At 46.6% G+C, this 18,719-nt stretch carries 18 protein-coding genes, 4 pseudogenes and 1 riboswitch; of the genes and pseudogenes, 2 read left to right on the top strand and 20 right to left on the bottom strand.

What is annotated here, in order from left to right; all coding sequences use genetic code 11:
- Positions 1-56 precede the first annotated feature (56 nt).
- The 10 genes and pseudogenes from purR to RE628_RS29095 all read right to left on the bottom strand — a co-directional run bounded on the left by purR (position 57) and on the right by RE628_RS29095 (position 9,536).
- On the bottom strand, positions 57-884 hold the full coding sequence (gene purR / locus RE628_RS29140; RefSeq protein ID WP_309156820.1) for a pur operon repressor: 828 nt from the start codon (positions 882-884) through the stop codon (positions 57-59).
- Positions 885-959: 75 nt separating this feature from the next.
- A complete protein-coding gene (gene ispE, locus RE628_RS29135; protein ID WP_309156818.1) occupies positions 960-1,814 on the bottom strand; it encodes a 4-(cytidine 5'-diphospho)-2-C-methyl-D-erythritol kinase in 855 nt (284 codons plus the stop codon).
- 222 nt (positions 1,815-2,036) lie between these two features.
- A complete protein-coding gene (locus tag RE628_RS29130) occupies positions 2,037-2,219 on the bottom strand; it encodes a small, acid-soluble spore protein, alpha/beta type (RefSeq protein WP_068778572.1) in 183 nt (60 codons plus the stop codon).
- Positions 2,220-2,423: 204 nt separating this feature from the next.
- On the bottom strand, positions 2,424-2,699 hold the full coding sequence (veg, locus tag RE628_RS29125; protein ID WP_120464124.1) for a biofilm formation stimulator Veg: 276 nt from the start codon (positions 2,697-2,699) through the stop codon (positions 2,424-2,426).
- A 134-nt stretch (positions 2,700-2,833) separates the two neighbouring features.
- Positions 2,834-3,733, bottom strand: a complete 900-nt coding sequence (yabG, locus tag RE628_RS29120; protein ID WP_309156816.1) for a sporulation peptidase YabG — start codon at positions 3,731-3,733, stop codon at positions 2,834-2,836.
- A 52-nt stretch (positions 3,734-3,785) separates the two neighbouring features.
- Positions 3,786-4,676 (bottom strand): 16S rRNA (adenine(1518)-N(6)/adenine(1519)-N(6))-dimethyltransferase RsmA, encoded by an 891-nt coding sequence (gene rsmA, locus RE628_RS29115; protein ID WP_309156815.1) that lies wholly within the window; start codon positions 4,674-4,676, stop codon positions 3,786-3,788.
- Positions 4,676-5,226 (bottom strand): annotated as a pseudogene (rnmV, locus tag RE628_RS29110) (ribonuclease M5). Before rnmV ends, rsmA begins: the two are co-directional and overlap by 1 nt.
- 172 nt (positions 5,227-5,398) lie before the next feature.
- A complete protein-coding gene (locus RE628_RS29105) occupies positions 5,399-6,535 on the bottom strand; it encodes a resuscitation-promoting factor (RefSeq protein ID WP_309156814.1) in 1,137 nt (378 codons plus the stop codon).
- Between the two features lie 260 nt (positions 6,536-6,795).
- Positions 6,796-7,007: riboswitch (cyclic di-AMP (ydaO/yuaA leader) on the bottom strand.
- 215 nt (positions 7,008-7,222) lie between these two features.
- Positions 7,223-7,993: a TatD family hydrolase gene (locus tag RE628_RS29100; protein WP_309156812.1), complete on the bottom strand. Its 771-nt coding sequence runs from the start codon at positions 7,991-7,993 to the stop codon at positions 7,223-7,225.
- A 253-nt stretch (positions 7,994-8,246) separates the two neighbouring features.
- Entirely contained in the window at positions 8,247-9,536 is a 1,290-nt protein-coding gene (locus RE628_RS29095; protein ID WP_309156810.1) for an HD domain-containing protein, read from the bottom strand.
- 298 nt (positions 9,537-9,834) lie between these two features.
- Between RE628_RS29095 and RE628_RS29090 the strand changes: the two genes are divergently transcribed.
- Positions 9,835-10,089 (top strand): AbrB/MazE/SpoVT family DNA-binding domain-containing protein, encoded by a 255-nt coding sequence (locus RE628_RS29090; RefSeq protein WP_068778580.1) that lies wholly within the window; start codon positions 9,835-9,837, stop codon positions 10,087-10,089.
- 221 nt (positions 10,090-10,310) lie between these two features.
- Here RE628_RS29090 and rsmI read toward each other — a convergent pair.
- From rsmI to RE628_RS29035, 10 genes and pseudogenes are all read right to left on the bottom strand, one after another.
- Positions 10,311-11,199, bottom strand: a pseudogene (rsmI, locus tag RE628_RS29935) (16S rRNA (cytidine(1402)-2'-O)-methyltransferase).
- Positions 11,196-11,949: pseudogene (locus RE628_RS29075) on the bottom strand (tRNA1(Val) (adenine(37)-N6)-methyltransferase). The pseudogenes rsmI and RE628_RS29075 overlap by 4 nt, the downstream one beginning before the upstream one ends.
- Positions 11,950-12,055: 106 nt before the next feature.
- Complete coding sequence (locus tag RE628_RS29070) at positions 12,056-12,421, bottom strand: initiation-control protein YabA (RefSeq protein WP_309156806.1); 366 nt, start codon at positions 12,419-12,421, stop codon at positions 12,056-12,058.
- 51 nt (positions 12,422-12,472) lie between these two features.
- Positions 12,473-13,273 (bottom strand): PSP1 domain-containing protein, encoded by an 801-nt coding sequence (locus RE628_RS29065; protein ID WP_309156805.1) that lies wholly within the window; start codon positions 13,271-13,273, stop codon positions 12,473-12,475.
- 131 nt (positions 13,274-13,404) lie between these two features.
- Positions 13,405-14,384: pseudogene (holB, locus tag RE628_RS29060) on the bottom strand (DNA polymerase III subunit delta').
- 17 nt (positions 14,385-14,401) lie between these two features.
- Positions 14,402-14,845: a YaaR family protein gene (locus tag RE628_RS29055; protein ID WP_309156804.1), complete on the bottom strand. Its 444-nt coding sequence runs from the start codon at positions 14,843-14,845 to the stop codon at positions 14,402-14,404.
- Positions 14,846-14,920: 75 nt separating this feature from the next.
- On the bottom strand, positions 14,921-15,250 hold the full coding sequence (locus RE628_RS29050) for a cyclic di-AMP receptor DarA (RefSeq protein ID WP_126994363.1): 330 nt from the start codon (positions 15,248-15,250) through the stop codon (positions 14,921-14,923).
- A 75-nt stretch (positions 15,251-15,325) separates the two neighbouring features.
- Entirely contained in the window at positions 15,326-15,967 is a 642-nt protein-coding gene (gene tmk / locus RE628_RS29045; protein ID WP_309159607.1) for a dTMP kinase, read from the bottom strand.
- A 10-nt stretch (positions 15,968-15,977) separates the two neighbouring features.
- A complete protein-coding gene (locus RE628_RS29040) occupies positions 15,978-17,537 on the bottom strand; it encodes an aminotransferase class I/II-fold pyridoxal phosphate-dependent enzyme (protein WP_309156802.1) in 1,560 nt (519 codons plus the stop codon).
- Positions 17,538-17,744: 207 nt separating this feature from the next.
- Positions 17,745-17,930 carry a sigma factor G inhibitor Gin gene (locus RE628_RS29035; RefSeq protein ID WP_309156801.1) on the bottom strand — a complete coding sequence of 62 codons (186 nt, stop codon included), beginning with the start codon at positions 17,928-17,930 and terminating at the stop codon, positions 17,745-17,747.
- Positions 17,931-18,148: 218 nt separating this feature from the next.
- Between RE628_RS29035 and RE628_RS29030 the strand changes: the two genes are divergently transcribed.
- Positions 18,149-18,670 carry a hypothetical protein gene (locus RE628_RS29030; protein WP_309156800.1) on the top strand — a complete coding sequence of 174 codons (522 nt, stop codon included), beginning with the start codon at positions 18,149-18,151 and terminating at the stop codon, positions 18,668-18,670.
- The last annotated feature ends 49 nt before the right edge of the window (positions 18,671-18,719 follow it).

Below are 18,719 nucleotides of genomic sequence, written 5' to 3'. Positions count from 1 at the left end.
GAATTCGCCATAATTCCGGTAGTTTTTACGGGAAAATGACTAATTTTGGGCTTAAATCATTTATTAAAATAATTACCAGGGGTAACTGAGATTTCCTTTTCCTTCGCATCTACAGCACGGAGTGTTGCTAAGGACACATAATCTTGCAAAAGCCTTTGTTCCGTTTCAACTTCACCAGACTCTACCAGCACCCCAACTCCAGCCACAGTTGCATCGAACTCGGCAAGTAAGTCGACCATTCCTTGTATGGTACCGCCAGCCTTCATAAAGTCATCGACGATGAGCACTCTGGACTTCTCCTTAAGCGCACGACGAGACAGAGTCATCGTATGCAGACTTTTATGAGATCCCGATACATAGTTAATACTTACTGCTGATCCTTCTGTCACCTGATGGTCTCTGCGCACGAGTACAACTGGTAAGTTTAATTCGGCACCGGTTGCATAAGCTAACGGAATGCCCTTCGTCTCCACAGTCATAATGCAGTCAATGTCAATATGGGCAAATGCGGTAGCAAACAGCTTCCCTGCCTCATTCATCAATGCCGGCTGTCCCAGCAGGTCTGACATATACAAATACCCTCCAGGAAGGATGCGGTCGGACTCTGACAATTTCTCGCATAGCTCACTGATAAATTCAAGAGCCTGCTCCTTCCCTACCTTAGGAATATACTTGACCCCACCGGCTGCGCCTGCCAATGTCTGCAGCTCACCAATTCCTTCATCCTCGAACACCTCTTTAATAATCGCCAGATCTTCACTGATGGAGGACTTGGCTGCACCATATCGCTGCGCGAACGTCGTCAGAGATATCAGATGATGCGGACGAGATAACAGATATTGCGTCATTTCAACTAATCGAGCGCTTCTTTTCAATTTTTTCACGAAGACCCCTCGCTAAATCCGAATATTTTAATGAAAATATATCATTTTCGTACGGTTTTGTACAACTTTTGCTCATTAAGTCAGCAAGCGGACGGCATAGACCTCTTTACAGAAGCCCCTCAGCCCGTTATAAATCCGCGGTACCTTCGACTCTTTGGACACTAGACCGAAGACGGTTGGGCCGCTACCCGACATCAATACGCCGTCCGCTCCCAGACGAAGCATCGTCTCCTTAAGATGAGCTACCTCCGGATGCATTTGCAATGTAACCTCCTCAAGCACATTGCCCAGCTCCTGACACATCCCATGGAAAGAGCCACTGTCAATCGCCTGGATCATTCTGCTAGCCGAAGGATGCTTCGTAATTCGGTCACTACGGAATCGACCATAGACTTCCTCTGTTGATACATTAATCGGCAGCTTGGCTAGAATGACCCAGCATTGTGGCGGGTTAGCCACAGGGGTTAGCTTCTCACCCCGACCGGTTGCCAGTGCAGTTCCTCCTGTAACGCAGAAAGGTACATCCGACCCAAGCTCTGCACCAAGTTCCATCAGTTCCGCATCCGAGATGCCGAGCTTCCACAAGCGGTTCAGCCCACGCAACGTCGCAGCCGCATCGCTACTGCCTCCCGCCAGTCCTGCTGCAACAGGGATCTTCTTGTCCAGATGGATATAGACCCCGCTAGGGACCTTGTAGCGCTCCTTGATCAGTTTAGCGGCCTGAAAGGCTAGATTCTTCTCATCCAAGGGAATATACCCCGCCTGACTTGATATAATAATCGTGTCGCGAGGGAGCTCGCTCATTTCCAGTCGATCTGCGAGATCAACCATCGTCATGATCATTTCGACCTCATGGTACCCATCAGGCCGTTTATATAGCACATCAAGCATCAAATTTATTTTTGCCGGTGCTTTCTCATAAATTTTCAAGGCGTTCACCTGTCCTCAAATATCCATTCACTAAGATTTCATAACGTTGTTATTCTGACTTGCACGTAATCCATAATGTAATGGGTTCACTATATCTATTTTATAAAAAATCCATGCATCTCGTCTATGTAACGAAAAGACAAACCTGCCTTCTCTATATTACTTTATCCTGATACAAAAACAAGGCTTCCCCCTCGGGAGAAGCCTGAATATGTGCAGTCATTATTGTGAATTCTTTGCGGCGGCCCGTTCTGCCATTTCTATTGCTCTTTTGACCATATTGCCAGCATCCTTGGCCCGAATGCCTCCCCAGCCTTGTTGCTGTACCGTATTGTAGAAACCAAGCTCCTTGGCAAGCTCTACCTTTAGCTCCTCCGACATCACACTACGCCTTCTGCGTGCCATAGCCATTCCCCCCTTTAATCATAAGATAAAGTACGAGTTGAACTACCTCTAGAAAAGGAACATCCGTAGTATGCTACATTCGGCATCACTTCATACGGTCAACAAGTTAAACCAATGTTCCAGTAACATGGACATAAAATTGTCATGAAAAAAGCGACCTCCGCAAAAAAATGCAAAGATCGCTTGTCTGTCATATCATGATGTTCACGGTTTAATATACGAAAGCCCCATTCCATTGTCGTCATTATATATCATAACTTCAACGGATTCGGTAAGTATATCGGCATAACTATAGGACACACGCTTAAAGCTTTGTTGATCCTGATCAAGCTTAACGATAAAGACTGAAGGATAAGTCTCCTCTAACACTCCAGTACGTTCGACGGTCTTTCGGCGACCACCGTTTGCCCGCAGCATGATTTTCTGACCAACGTGAGCCTCAAGACTATTCTTAATCTCTGATAGTGCATTTTTAGCCATGGCCTGTGACCACCTTCCTTCTTTGTCCATTATACACAAAGGGGGTCACAATTGTCAAATTAAATAAATAATTATATCAGCATGAAAAAAATATTGTCAACGATTTTTTTTCGACACTTTCTGAAAGGCTCGATTTACATCGTCGGAACAATGTCCAACTTCGATAAATCCTTGAGTGTAGGCAGCCCGATTCTGTAGCTACCCCGCGTCTCAATACCCCCAACTCCCTTAGTACCACTAATCGTCTGATTTAGTACATCGGTAATATGAATCGTATCCCGAATCGAAGTTAAAGACGCCTTAGCCGCAATATAGACGGGATCCAAGGCATGAATCAACACACGGGCAGGGGAACTGGCAAAATTGGCTCCTGCCTGTAGTAAGGCCTCAAAATGCGACTGACAGGCTCCCGCCACAATCGTCAGTGTATCGAAGTTTCGTTCATATTCACGTGCCACTCGCACGGCCTCTACAAAATGCTTGGAGTTTTTGTAACTGGTCAAGTTGTACAGGTCTCTTGATGGAGGGTTCTTCAGCACCCCATCATGTCCCGTCAGCACAACAATATCCGGGTTCACGACTGGCAGCAGACGATACAGCACACTAGGCATCGCAGACTCATTGACATAATAGCCATTTACAGGCACTCTAAGCTTCTCGTAGAGATCAAGACTCTTCTGTAAGTACCTCTCATCCCCGTCCAAATGCAGCACCTTGCCAGGCACCTCAAAATAAGCCTGCTCCTGAGCTGCAGGAGAAGACCACTGCTGGACCGCAACCTGATTACGCTCCGCCATCTCCTGGCGGTCTTGACGTAGCCGCTGAACCGATTCGGTCGCCTTGATCCGCGCACGCTCTGTCTTCTCTCCAGGTGAACCAGGGTCCACCTCTAGCAAATCCGTCAGTGGCGCATCGGCCAGCAGACGAAATTCTGTTCCTTTTATGATGGCCACGCTCCGCTCAATTCTCTCCACTCGGAAGGTAACATCCCCTCCATAGGATTTGCGGACGACCAAGTCTCCCAATCTCGTCACAATCCATCACCTCTATCCCCATCGTATGGGCGGACAGAGGGTTTGGTTACAGCTAAGCTTCGTTCAATCCAAATAGCGCGAGCACGTTACTCAGCTTGGCAAATTCATGTAGATCCAGCGTTTCCGCCCGTCTAGACGGGGTAATGCCGGCCTCTTCCAACAGAGCCTCCAAGCGTTCTCTACCTTCTTTCGGGAAGAATCGGCTCTTCAGATTATTCGAGATCGTCTTGCGTCTCTGTGCAAATGAAGCCTGTACCACCTCGAAGAAGAAAGCCTCATCCTCGACCTGAACCGGAGGCTGCTTACGCACCTTAAGTCGGATAACTGCCGACTCCACATTCGGCTGTGGAATAAACACGCTATGAGGTACGGTACAGACCAGCTCAGGCTCGCTATAGTATTGCACCGCAATACTCAAGCTACCGTATTCCTTCCCCCCAGGGGCAGCCGCCATACGCTCCGCTACTTCTTTCTGAATCATGACCACGATATTCTCCAAGGGCAGTTTCTCTTCCAGCAACTTCATCAGGATTGGCGTAGTGACATAATAAGGCAAGTTAGCCACTACACTGACGCCATCAACATCGCTGAATTGCTGAGCAAATAACTCTTTCAGGTCGAGCTTCAATACATCTCCATGGACCACCTGTACATGTGAGAACGGCTCCAGAACCTCTCCTAGGATCGGCAGTAGTCGTTGGTCGATTTCAACCGCGGTCACTTTGCCAGCCTCCTCAGCCAGCTTCTCGGTAAGCGCACCGATACCTGGACCGATCTCCAAAGCACCCTTCGTCTTATCCAGTCCTGCCGCTGCCACGATCTTGCCAAGAATATTTTGGTCGATCAGAAAATTTTGACCCAGACTCTTTTTAAACGAAAAACCGTGACGCTGGATAATCTCCTTCGTCCGGCGTGGAGTTGCTATATCTTCTCTTATCGTCATCAATGATTTACCCCTTCATCCTCCAATTGTGCCAGTGCAGCCGCAAACTCCTCTCGGCTAATCTTAAAGACCACTAACCGCTTGTACAGCTGTTTGCCATTGCAATAACCGATCCCGAGCAGCTCACCGATCACTCGTCTTCGTGCAGCCGCCTGCGGGTGAATAATAAGTCCTGCCTCCATTAAGTCTTCCCAATCGATCTGAGGGGCCATTCCCTCCGTCTCGCTGCGTACTCGGCTCAGCGCTTCCCGTATCGCCTCTGGCGACGCATTCTCGACACCGATATCTCCCGCTTGGTCGCATCGGCTTCACGTAAGAAAGCGTGCTTGCAGCCCGGTACACGCTGTGCGACGATCTTGCGAATCCTCTCTCCGGCATGATCCGGGTCTGTGAATATAATTACCCCACGTCGATCTTGGGCAAGAGCTATTTTGCGCAGTGTTCTCTCATTGATGGCTGAACCACCTGTCTCAATTGTATCGGCCTCTACTGCCCGTTTAATCGCTACAGTATCGTCCCGACCTTCTACCACAATGACCTCTTTGATCATATACGGTCATCCCTTCCATGTAGAGGTTGTACCCCTCATATATATCCCTAGAAATTATACGCTCTATTAACTAAAACAAAAAGAAGAGGAGTATATCCTCTTCTTATCCACTGTCTTATTCATCATCCTAATACTATCTTATTTCGGTATATCCATTCAACCCCGCAGAGATCTAGTTCAGCTCCGGTTTGGTCGGACCGATAACATAAACAGTCCGCCCTTTCTTGCGGCCGAATTGATTCGCTGTTTTGAGTGAATCGAAATATACGTCCATTTTGTTGCCCTTAATAGCGCCACCGGTATCTTCCGCTTTACGGAATCCGAGGCCCTCAATATATACCCACCAGCCTAACGGAACGACATTCTTATCGACAGCGATCGTTCTACCCTCTTTGACCCGAGTACCTGTAGCTGTCTTCGTGCCAATTCCATCCTCCTCAGCAGAGTAGGCGGTCAAGGTTACGTTCTTGAGCATTTTTTTATATTTGAATGAGACTCCGCCCTTCTTAGTCAATCCGCTGATGCTTACCTCATCCGAGGAACGGGAAATGCTGGCGGACATTACTGCAGTCTTTGGTTTCGTGCCAACGGCAATGACTTTAGGAGTCGCCTTCTTAACGACTTCTTTGCTAAGCCAGCGCTTCGACACGAACTTGCCATCCTCATACACCTTCTCAACATTGTGTACGACCAGGCCCTGGCTGCCTTCCTGCACTACCTTGGTTTCACCCTTCGGCAGCGTATCATCACTCGTCTTGACAACACCGAATGGTACGGTCTCTTGTTGTTGTACGTTATGCTTCTTAACACGAACGACATTAATTATCATGTTCGCTGTAATGGACTGATTCTGGCCTGGGGTAACTTTATCCTCTTGATTCACATCTACGCCTAATTCTTGGATAGCATCACCCACTTTGGCCTTCGTGGTGAAGGATAGTTTATGAGTGCCATCCACGCTGATGCTGACAGGAACGGCCCGAACAATCTCAATCCGGTCCCCGTCTTTAATCGCACTTGATAACGATTTGGAAACTTCATCGCCCGGTTGCAGTATGATGGACTGTTCATCCAGCACTTTGTTAACCATGGAGTGTCTGGTAGTTATTGACTCTGTCTTTCCATCTACAACCAAATATATTTTTTTACTATTCTGTGTGTAGAACCAAATCAGGATGATGGTGATTACCGCGATGGCCAGAACTCCTACTAGCAAAACCTGACGCAGATGTTCTTGCTTCCATCGCATTGCGTAAGACATGCTGGATGAGCGTGATTCATGGGTATCCTGGTTACGGAAAATTCCCATATCTTCCGTCCTCCTTACATAGTCCCGCCGTCTAGATCGACATATAATGCGTTTGACGTGACTACAGATCGTATTTACGAAATGCCATAAAGCGCACTTCGCACTCCTGTCCCAGTCCTCTCGGCATTGGTCACTCCCTGTTAAACAACAGTATGATGACCCTACTAAGTTTATTCAAAAACAAAAGAAGCCTAAAGAAAGAGTTGAGGAACTCTGTTCGTGGCTTCTGGACTAATCAATGATGTATAGATGCACGAGTCGTTGCCTCTCTTGATACGCCTACGAGGTTAGCTGTCGGGTTAGGACGTAGAGAGTCGCCCTTTCTTAATCATTCGCTCATGGCGCAATGACCTCAAATTCACCCCAAAGACCCTACAAAGAAATCCTTTACGGCATGATCATACATAATCACATGAATTGCCGTAGTCGGTTCCCCCGTTCTCCTTATTCGGAGATTCAGCGAGACTGGTTATGGAACTTCAGCAATCGAGGCGAAATCAAGTTTGTGAGAATCGCCAAATCGATTACTGAAGAAATTCTATCTTGTTTCTATGCATGTTGTAAAGGACGAATCAACAACGTTTATTTTAATAATTGGTTAAAAAAATGTAATAATCGGAGTTTTAATTGTTAAAATGCATTAATCTTTCTTATTTACTCATTTTTTCATCGCTTTTTCTCGATATTTCAGCGAATGCCAAATCGTTCCATTGCATTTTTGGTCGTTACGCTGGCAATTTCTTCCAAAGAAATCCCTTTTAATTCCGCTGCGGCCTCGGCAACTAACCGGACATATCCCGACTCATTTCTTTTCCCACGATATGGGTGCGGAGTTAAATATGGGGAGTCTGTCTCGATCAATAATCGATCCATTGGCACCTTGGCAATAACCTCTTTTGGTTGCTTGGCATTTTTGAACGTAATTGGCCCACCAAATGACAAATGAAATCCCATATCTAGACACATTTTGGCAATTTCCCAGCTGCCTGAGTAGGAGTGCATGACACCGCCAACTTCACTTGCCTTCTCCTCTCGCAAAATCCGCACAATATCTTCATGCGCATCGCGATTATGAATCGAGATCGGCATTCCAAGACTCCGAGCAAGTCCAATCTGATCGCGCAAAACCTTATGCTGCACATCTTTTGGTGACGTATCCCAATAATAATCCAGCCCGATCTCGCCGATGGCAACGACTTTCTCATGCTTGCACAATTCAGCAATCCAATCTAGATCCCCATCCTGCATCGTAATCGCATCCTGTGGATGCCAGCCTACAGCCGCGTAGATAAAATCATATTGCTCCGCCAATTTCATCGTTGTCGGGATGGTCTCGCGGTTAAAGCCAATATTGATCATTCGCGTAACTCCCTGCTCCAGAGCCCGCTGAATGACCTCCTCGCGATCCTCGTCGAACTGCGGAGCATCCAAATGGGTATGTGTATCAATAAGCATCATGTGAATTGCGCCTCCTGTAGTATAAATTGAACTTATAATTATTGGTTGAAGGCAGCAGGTTGAAATGTTCCTCCGATCGCTGTTGTTCACAAATTTCTTGATTTAATAAAATAAATTCGTTCACAAAGGCGAGCGCTACGCTTCTCCAGAATCATTTCAGCCTCTTGCCTGTTCCCAGGTATCTCATGGGCTCAACTTATTATAGTAAATTTGATAGTTATCGTTGCCCGATTTTCTATCATGATTCGAGAATTTAATGCTGTTCTACGAATATTTCCGCAATCTCATGCGGAAGTTCGTCAATAATCGCACGGACCTTATTATCTGGAAAATATAAATGGAATTTTCCGCGCTGTAGACCGCTGATCGATCTAACAATATCCGATACTTCAGAGATTTCTCGCAAGCGCTCCTGACGGTCCAAAAGCAAGATTTGCTTCTCCCGACTCTCCCCGTCCGGACGAAACACATCATACGGCAGATCAGTTGGAAAATCAATTTCCAAATCGTATTCCGGATTAAGCCCTGACTTATTAAAAGCAGCTCTAATCTCTTCAATGGTCTCCATGTCCAAGGATTCTACTTCTACATACTTATATAGCTTACGATCGATGAAACGGGAACATAATTCTCCAAGAAGCTCGTCCGTTTCCTTTCTCCACTGCATGAAGGCCGTCTGAACCAACGCTTCATCCAATTGCAGGTACTCCTGTACCGTAATGTTGCGATTAAATAATGAAGGTAAAGGTTCTGGCAGGAACTTAAAGGAGTGGCCCTGCTCGTATAACTCCTTAGCTCTTCTAAAGATTTGCCGCAAAATGATCTCCGAACTCCGTGTGACCGGATGGAAATACACCTGCCAATACATCTGATATCTGGACATTAAATAATCTTCCACCGCATGCATACCTGAATCTTTGACAACAATTCTTCCTTTATACGGTCTAAGCATCCGTAGGATCCGATCCATATCAATCGTTCCATAATTAACGCCGGTAAAATAAGCATCGCGCAGTAAATAATCCATACGATCGGCATCCAGCGGACTTGAGACAAGATTAACAACAATAGGCTGCTCATAATCCTTACGGATGACCGCCGCTACTTTATCCGGGAAGTCATCACCCAACCGACGTAGCACAGATCTGACTTCTGTATCGCCGAGTAAAATTCGACAAGTCCAATCCTCATGATTCATCTGGAAGGCCTGTTCGACAGAATGGGAGAACGGACCATGGCCCAAATCATGCAATAATGCAGCACATAAAGCTACCATTCCCTCTTCTCGTGGCCAGTCAGCATAATTGGCGCGTTCGAATTGAGAAATAATCCGCCGAGTAATCTCATAAACTCCTAGAGAATGGGAGAATCGACTATGCTCAGCACCATGAAAGGTTAAATAAGAAGTTCCAAGCTGACGAATGCGGCGCAAGCGCTGAAATTCGGAAGTATTAATGAGCGACCAAATAATCTCATCCTGAACATGAACATAATTATGAACCGGATCCTTGAACACTTTTTCTTCCCGAAGTTGACGGTACATTTAAATCCCTCCCAGCTAATTCGACATAGTTTGTCGAATTTTGTCTAATAGTGTTGAATATTCACTTTCCAAATTGTCGAATCTTAGAATAACCCAAATTAGGTGGAAAATAGGCTTTCTAGACAGTAATTTAAGGACGATTTATGTTTTTTTAACCAAATAAATAGAAATAAAAATGAACTCTACCATAAATAGGTTGACTATTCTGGCAATGGTTGGTATCATAAATATCATAAAAGATAGAAGTTTGTCGAATAATGACACTTTTAATCTATAGCGAGAGGGGCTACTATCAGTTATGATGAAATCAACAGGTATTGTTAGAAAAGTAGATGAATTGGGACGTGTCGTAATCCCGATCGAATTGCGCCGTACACTTGGAATCGGTGAGAAAGACGCTCTTGAAATTTACGTTGACGGAGAACGGATTATGCTTAAGAAATATGAGCCTGCTTGTATCTTCTGTGGCAATGCCGAGAACGTAACTTACTTCAAGGGAAAAATTGTTTGCCACGAATGTTTGAGTGAATTGCCTACCCCTGTGACAAATTAATAAAAATAGTATATAATAGATTTACTGAATATGTTAATTCTAACCTTTTTCATATCTCCTTGGCGCCTTCCAGGCTTGAACCCGGCCTATGAAGGCCCCTTTTTGACCCATAAATACAATTTATGGGTTTTTATACATTTAAAGTAAACAAAAAAGGGCCTTTACTCTTTTAATACATGTCCAAAAGGTTGGATCTCAGCACCGAGAAGGAACAACCTCTATTACAGCAGCATATTATAAATGTCCCGTTTCGAAACTCCACGATCCCCAGCTGCCTTTTTCATCGCTTCTTTTCTTGGCAGACTCTCCTGCTCCTCATAATGCGCAACATGCTCCTCCACAGAGAGAGCTTGCCACCAAGCATCCCGCCGCTCCTTCACTTCTTCGGGATGTGCCCCGGAGACGACAATGCAGTATTCTCCAATCGGTGGGTGCTCCTTCAACCACTCTAAGCATTCGCTTAATGTCCCCCGCACCATCTCTTCATAGCGCTTCGTCAGCTCACGAGCCAGAACGACATGTCTATCCCCCAGGCCTCCAGAAGCGCCTCAAGCGACTTCATCAATCGATGGGGCGATTCATACAACAGCAGTGTTCCTTGTTCATCAAGAATCGAGCTTAATAGCTTGTCTCTATCTTTATTATCCCGTGGAAGGAAGCCGAGGAAGGTGAATCTCTCTGTAGGTAAGCCCGACACGATTAGAGCCGACAGAGCTGCATTCGCCCCAGGAACCGGAATCACCGAGATCCCCGCTTCAAGCGCCAGTTTAACCAGATCACTACCAGGGTCGGAAATGGCCGGAAGACCAGCATCGCTGACCAATGCTAAATTTTTTCCTTCTATTATAAAGCGTATCAATTCCGGGCCGCTGGCTGCCTTATTATGCTCATGATAACTGAGCAGCTTACCAGGTGATATTTCAAAATGGCTTAGAAGTTTACGTGTCTGTCTCGTATCCTCCGCAGCTATGATATCCGCCTCCTGCAGGGTACGTACTGCACGATAGGTCATATCCTCTAAGTTACCGATCGGCGTAGCGACGAGGAACAGCCTCCCGGGCTATTAATTTCCAGCTTATCTTCAAAACTTCTCTGTATACTTATACTCATGCCTTCTCCTCTTTGGGTCCGTAATAAATATCCATAACTTCCTGACAGTATTCCCCGTTCTCCTGATATACGATCAATGGGGGCAATATTTTGACGTCCGGTTTCCCGTCCCGATGTGCCTCGACCAATACCATGTTGGCTTCAGATCCAATCCGGGGATGTACAAATTGGATAACCTTCGGCTCCATCCGGTACTTCCTGAACATCGTAATGATATCGCCAAGCCGCTGTGGTCTATGGACCATCGATATTTTGCCCCCGGCTTGACCAGCCGCATTGACGCTTGCGCCACATCCTCCAGCGTACAATGAATCTCATGCCGGGCGATACTCTGGTGCTCACTTTGCTTCAGATCTCCGCCAGTCAGCGGCATATAGGCGGATTTACCGTGATGGCATCATATATACCATTCCCGCCTTCCTTCGCCAGATCGCGTAGATCCCCTTCCATAATGTTTATACGCTCCGTCAGCCCGTTCATCTCCACACTACGCCGAGCCATATCGGCAAGCCGGGGCTGAATCTCGATGCCTTCAATTTGCGCGTTCGTCCGAGTTGACAACAGAATCGGAATCACACCGTTGCCGCTGCAAAGGTCCAATATTCGGCCGTACTTCGGAATATTCGCGAATCTCGCCAGCAGTACTGCATCCATCGAGAAGCTGAACACCTGCTCGCTCTGAATGATCGATAGATTATGGGTGAGCAGATCATCCACCCGCTCTGTCTCATAAATTTCTACATTTCTCATGAATCGCGCTCATCCATTTCTGCTAAGTTTTTTTACATATCTCTTGTATGAATTGAATCCTCATTGAAATCTAAAAAAAACCGTAGGAAGTTCTCCCTACGGCTTGTTATTTATTCAAAAAAGACAGGCAGAACAGGCAGTCGCCCTCTGTACGTAAATGTCCGTAATAAACATTACAGATATGGAAGCCTTCGTGATACAACCGTGCCAGGTTATCATGCCCTTCTCCCACGATATCAGTATTGTCCTTATGCTCCAACTGTACTTGTTCCTGCTTCCCTTCGGAAGAGGCTGGTTCTATCTCGTTCTCTTGCCTCAGTACTTTACGCATCTTCTCATTCTCAAGTCTAAGCTGTTGGTTCTCTTCCATCAGCTTCTTCACCTCAAGCATAAGCGTGCCAAAATCGCCGTGTACTTTAGCTATTTGTTTTTCCAGTGCTTGCATATAAGCGAAAATATCTTTATTCTCCAAGTTCCCACCCCAGAGTCATTCTCAGATATATTGAAAATCATGATATCTTGACTATTTAACAACTACGTCTTCTAACGAAAGCTCCTTGACCTTATTGATCTCGAACAATTGCACATGCACTGTCCGCGAACCAGCATTAATTCCGACGACCTTACCCTCTCCCAGAGAGGTAATCACTTGCTTGCCAACCGTCGGCATTTCTTCCTTCACACTCTCGTAGTTATCATGCTCAAATTTGAGACAACACATTAATCTGCCGCATAAACCGGAGATCTTGGTTGGATTGAGCGACAAGCTCTGATCTTTGGCCATCTTGATGGACACAGGCTCGAAATCCCCGAGCCAAGAGGAACAGCACAGAATCCGCCCGCAAGGGCCAATCCCGCCCAACATCTTCGCCTCGTCTCTGACCCCGATCTGCCTCAGCTCGATACGAGTACGGAAGATACTGGCCAAATCCTTTACCAGTTCTCTAAAATCCACCCGTCCCTCCGCCGTAAAATAGAAAATAATTTTGTTGCGGTCAAACGTAAATTCGACATCGACCAGCTTCATCTTCAAGTCATGGTCTTTGATTTTATTTAAACATGTGGCAAAAGCGTTCTTCGCCGCAAGCTTATTCTCTTCTACAATGTCGGCATCAGCATCGCCCGCAATCCGGATCACCTTCTTGAGCGGAAGAACGACGTCCTCCTCTTCGACTACCTTCTTGCCAACTACAACCTTACCGTATTCGATCCCTCGTGCCGTCTCGACAATGACGCTCTGGTCCTTCTCAACGGGAAAATCAAGCGGATCGAAATAATATATTTTACCCGCTTTCTTAAAGCGGACACCTACTACAGTATACAAAAACTTACCCCCTTGTATAGCGATAAAAACCTGGTGAACCTCAGGTAGAGGCTACCACTTGTAATCAAACCCCTGCTTATCACGGGAGAAAAGTTTATCTATCTGTCTGACACGATACGTACTGCCGCCGATTAATTACGCCCGTCTATACCAATAAGAAACTGTTCAAGACAGAGCTGGGCATTCATATTTTGTCGCAGTTTTTTCTTACTTTCCGCCACGAGTTCCATTGCATGAATCCACTGCTCTTCAGCACGTGAGAAAGCATGCTTTGTTATAAAATCCAGCTCGTCTATGAAAACGATTCGGTCATGTCTATGATAGAGCGCATGAATCATGTCCTTGAACCATAAATGGAACAGGCTGAACAGGATGTCCAAATGTTCGCTTAGTCCGGCCTTGAATACATTCTGCTGCGCTGTAATTAAAGGAGATCCGCCACGGCCAGCGGTTTCCTTCCCTAATTGTAACACTACGTTTCTAATTTCTGCAAACCAATTCTGATCAAGTAAATCCCGGCAGGATTGGACTCCCGCTGCCAATTGTACAGCACATCTGCACAGATTCACAGCATATCCTTCTCCGGTTAAAATTTGCAGCATCCGATCCGGATCCAGTGGCATGAAGGATACCCATTGAGCTCGAGACTGAATCGTCGGCAGAAGAGCCCGTCCGTTATCGGACAATAGAATAGCTACGGCCGGAGATGGCGGCTCTTCAAGAAACTTCAGTAGACTGTTAGCCGCCTGAACGGTCATCTTATCCGCTTCATCAATAATGTACACCTTCGGGTTACCTGTCTCCGAGCGATATGAAAAGATCCGCTGTAAATCGCGGATTTGTTCAATCTTGATACTGGCTCCGTCAGGAGCGATATAATGCAAATCAGAGTGATTACCATGCTGTACCTTGCGGCATTCCAGACATTCACCACAAGCGTCGTCCCCGCCCTTCGTACAGAACAGAGCCTGGGCGAACGCCATAGCTACTTCCTTCTGTCCGCTTCCCGGCGGACCGCTAAAATATATGCATGGGATATTTGCTTGCGGCGGAGACTGCTCTGCAACTGCTGCTTGGCAGCCTCCTGTCCGATAATATCTTTAAAAGCCATAATTCCTCTTACCTCTTCTAAAAACACAAATTTATAAGCATACCGCGAATTTCACCGATTTTCTGCAATAGTTCAATCTTCCCCTGCTCTGACTGAAGCAGCTCATCAGCCATCTCCAGCAAGGCTGCATCGATCTCATCCAGCAGCTTGTATCGCTTCCCTCTACCTCGTCGATCCCAGCCCCGGGAATCCTTAATGCCTACCCCGCGCCGAACCGTATCCTCAAGGAAGCTCTTAACCATAAGACGGTAAGCTTTCAGCTCCCGAACCGTCATTGAACGTGCTAAGCGGTCGCCTTGCAGCTGAATCTCCTTAAATTTACGATTTAATTCATCCTTACTGGCCTGTTCTCCGTGCTTATGCATCACATCAGCGAAGCTCTTGGCCTGAGTTGGCTTAGCCGCATTATCGCTTACGCCCAGACGGCTGTTCAGCGGCCTGAACCCCGGATCTATTTTCAAAGCTGTCACCTGCCTATCCATCTATGATTGTTTATGATTCTATCATACTAAGCAGATATATGGTTAACATTATGTTTAGAAATGTTCAAATCGATCTACCGGCAATACGAATACGGTTGCCCCACCGACTTGCACTTCAACCGGCAATGGCAAATAGGAGTCCGTTGTCCCGCTCATTGGTGTTACTGGAGTTACCAACTGCTCACGTACTTTACAACTATTGCGGATCACATCCAATACGGATTCCACCTGATTATCATCGACCCCGATCATGAATGTCGTGTTGCCTGCGCGTAGAAACCCACCTGTACTCGCTAGCTTCGTTGCTCGAAAATTCTCCTTAACCAGTGCGCTGGACAATTTATTGCTGTCCTTATCTTGGATAATCGCAACAATTAATTTCATTTGCAGTCCCTCCTCATATTTTTGTGAACCAGGCCATCCACATTCAAACAAGGTGGCATCGGTTCAACTATTCTACTATTTTGACATAGAACGCTTAAATTCCTCTATAGCTCTAAGAAGTTGGCTCTTGATCAATTCAGCAATCTCCTGCTTCGAACCGGAAGCATCGACCACTTGGATTCGCTCTGGGTACATGGAGACCACTCTTTGATACCCCTCACGAACCTGCTGGTGAAAAGCCAGCTCCTCCAGATCAAGACGATTCACTTCCCGTCCTTGATTGGAAGAGATTCGTGCCAATCCTAACTCTGGTTCAATCTCCATGTAGAATGTAATGTCTGGCATCCGTCCATTTGTAGCAAACAGATTAATTGATAATACTTCCTCAATGCCTAGACCACGGGCATATCCCTGATAGGCCAGACTGCTATCAATAAATCGGTCGCATAATACGAAAATGCCTTCAGCAAGGGCTGGTTCAACCTTCTCAGCCAAGTGTTGACGTCTTGCAGCCGCATAGAGCAGCGCTTCTGTGCGCGGATCCATGGCCGTATGCTGCGGATTCAGAATGACTGCCCGAATCTTCTCAGCAATCTCAATACCGCCAGGCTCACGGGTCTTGATATAAGGGATTCCCTGTTCTTCAAGCACCGTCGCCATTTCTTCAATCACCGTCGTCTTGCCCGATCCGTCACCGCCCTCCAACGTAATAAACATTCCTCTATCTTTAGATTTCACGATGTTCCCGCCTTTGTTCTGTACTTTGATATACGTTGATCGTACACAGAGAAGAATCCTCTACACCTTGGCACTTCGCCTTAGAACGTCTCAACCCGATCAACGCAGACTCTATTTCATTCGTTATCCACTCACCCGGATAAAGGATAGGGATTCCTGGCGGATACGGAATTACCATCTCCGCCGCTTGCCGTCCAGCGCTCTCCTCAACCGGAATCCTCTCGATATCTACTGCAGCTATAGGCCGAAGACTGAACAATACGGGAGCCGACACGTTCGCTGTCATTTGCACGGACTGACTGCTATCTTGTGGTTGTAATTGTAGTTGTGATGCGGCTGGCTTATCTAAGATGTTCCACGTGGAAATATTAGCCTCTGATGGGTTTACTTCAGCGATTTCACGCAGCGCTGCAAGCAAACGATTCGCATCCTGCTGCGAGGTACCCACACCAAGAGCGAGGACAACATATCGTTCATCACTCATCTCCGGAATGCAGCCACACGCCTCTAATGCTTCCTGCAGAGCATAGCCGCTAATCTCTCCCGCTGCATCATATAGCACCACCTTGAACGGGTCTTGTATAGAATATGCAGCGCTATCTCCGCTTGCGCCTAGTTCGATAAGACCGAAGCGCTTCGTCGCCTTGATATCGCTACGGATTCGTGAGGCTATGGCTAGCGCCTGCGTGAACAGCCTCTCCCCGCTGGCCTGTAATAGACAGCGGCTTAGATCCAGCGAAGCCATGATCGGGTAAGAAGGGCTGGAGCTCTGCACCATCGCGAGCCGCTGCCGAATGAGGCCGCGGTCGAGCAGACCGCCCTGTACATGCAGCATAGCGCCCATGGTCATGGCGGTCAGCATTTTGTGCGTGGACTGCACCACACCGTCCGCTCCCTGCGCTAGAGCGCTGGGAGGCAACTGCTGGTGCAGCCCGAAATGCGCGCCGTGCGCCTCATCCACGAGCAGCGGCACGCCGCTGTCGTGACATAGCTGCGCTAACGGCTGCAGCGTAGTCCCCATCCCGTAGTAGTTCGGGTGCGTGACGAGCAGCCCCTTGGCGCCGGGATACCGGCTCAGGGCCTCACGTACCGTCTCCACCGACGGGATGGTGGCTAATCCACTCGCCGCATCGATCTGTGGCGAGAGGAACACGGCGTTCGCGCCAGCGAGCATTAATCCGTGAATCACGGATTTATGGACATTGCGCTGAACGAGCAGCACATCACCTGGCTCGGTACACACGCTTAGGATTAAGGCCAGGTTACCGACTGTACTACCGCCAACCAGGAAGAACGTCTCCGCGGCGCCGAAATATTCCGCCGCAAGCTGCTGTGCCTCCCTTATCACTCCCTCGGGATGATGAAGATCATCCGTCCCTGTAATTTCAGTCACATCGATTTCCATGACTCCTGCCAGAGCCATCTCTTCATATATATCCAAATAGGCTTGTCCGTCCTTATGGCCAGGTACATGGAAGGAAGCATCCTTCCGCTTTCTATAATGAACCATTGCTTCATATAACGGGGCCCGTGGCTTATGCTCTGCCATTGCTATAATCTAGTCCTTCCTATTACGTTTGCTCATGCAGTTCTTTTGCTCCATTTTACCGCTTAATCGCCTGACAGGGCAACATAAAAGGACCCGTCATCGTTCAGATCAGGTCCTCTTTTGAGTACTCTTTAACAGTAGTCCAGCATCCATCATTTGATTATAATGTAATTGAAAGAAATATAGAGATTGTTCAAAAGGGCCTTACTAGGCATTTCTCTGCATCCAAATTTGCTTCATTTGGTGAATAAAAAAATGATATTTCTCTTCCTGAACATCCGTATGGACCATTTCCGATTCACAATCATCACATATAAATTCTGATACGATATGAATGCCGTCTTTCTTGGTCTCTCCGCAAATGATACACGTATTTCCGGTAAGCTCATCCATATACGATCCCACCTTGTTCGTTTTACTACCAGTATGGTACTTATTCTATTATTTTAAACCCTTTCATAGTTAGATTCCTACTTTATATATATGCTGGAGCCTTGATTACTGTGTTTGTACGTAAGCAAATCTTAATTTTTTCTTCTTTCATCCGATATATTAATCAAGGATTTACACTTTTTTAGTTCTATTGACAAAAAGGAGGGTCGTCCATACCCATGTCCGCGGAGTCCGGAAGCGCAACCTTTTACAATTACAAACTTCTCAAAAGAATTACAATCCCCAAAGCCTTGATCGGTGGCTTATCTACGCTTCCCTTCATCTGGCTATTGGCTGAAATTATATTCATCTCTTGGACAAGCATATTCACTTTCTTGCTGGCACTATTCATCATATTATGGATCCAATTTGTGATTACCCGTTCTGTTCTTATTATTATTAGCCACTCCTATAAAAAACGCTGGCACTTCAAGACACGTATGCCATGGATCGGTTATTTGCCGGAGCAATTCGTTAGTTATTCAACTTTTCGCCGTACTCAGCACTTTACAACTTGGATTGGCACCTGTATTATCGCCATTCTCATTCCATGGTCGCCCGTTTCTTTTGTCATGGCCTTACTATTCTGGCATTTCTGGTTCATGGCCCCTAGGCTGATCATTCTGCTTCGCTTCAGAAGGCAGCCTCATAACGGAATCATTAAGCTGACACCGCAAGAAGCTTCCTACTATATGCCTTAACTTGGAACGAGTTTAATATCCAACCAAATGAAAAGCCTGTCCCCCACTA

The organism is Paenibacillus sp. D2_2 (assembly GCF_031199965.1).
Taxonomy (GTDB): domain Bacteria; phylum Bacillota; class Bacilli; order Paenibacillales; family Paenibacillaceae; genus Fontibacillus.
This window is presented reverse-complemented; position numbering and strand designations above follow the sequence as displayed.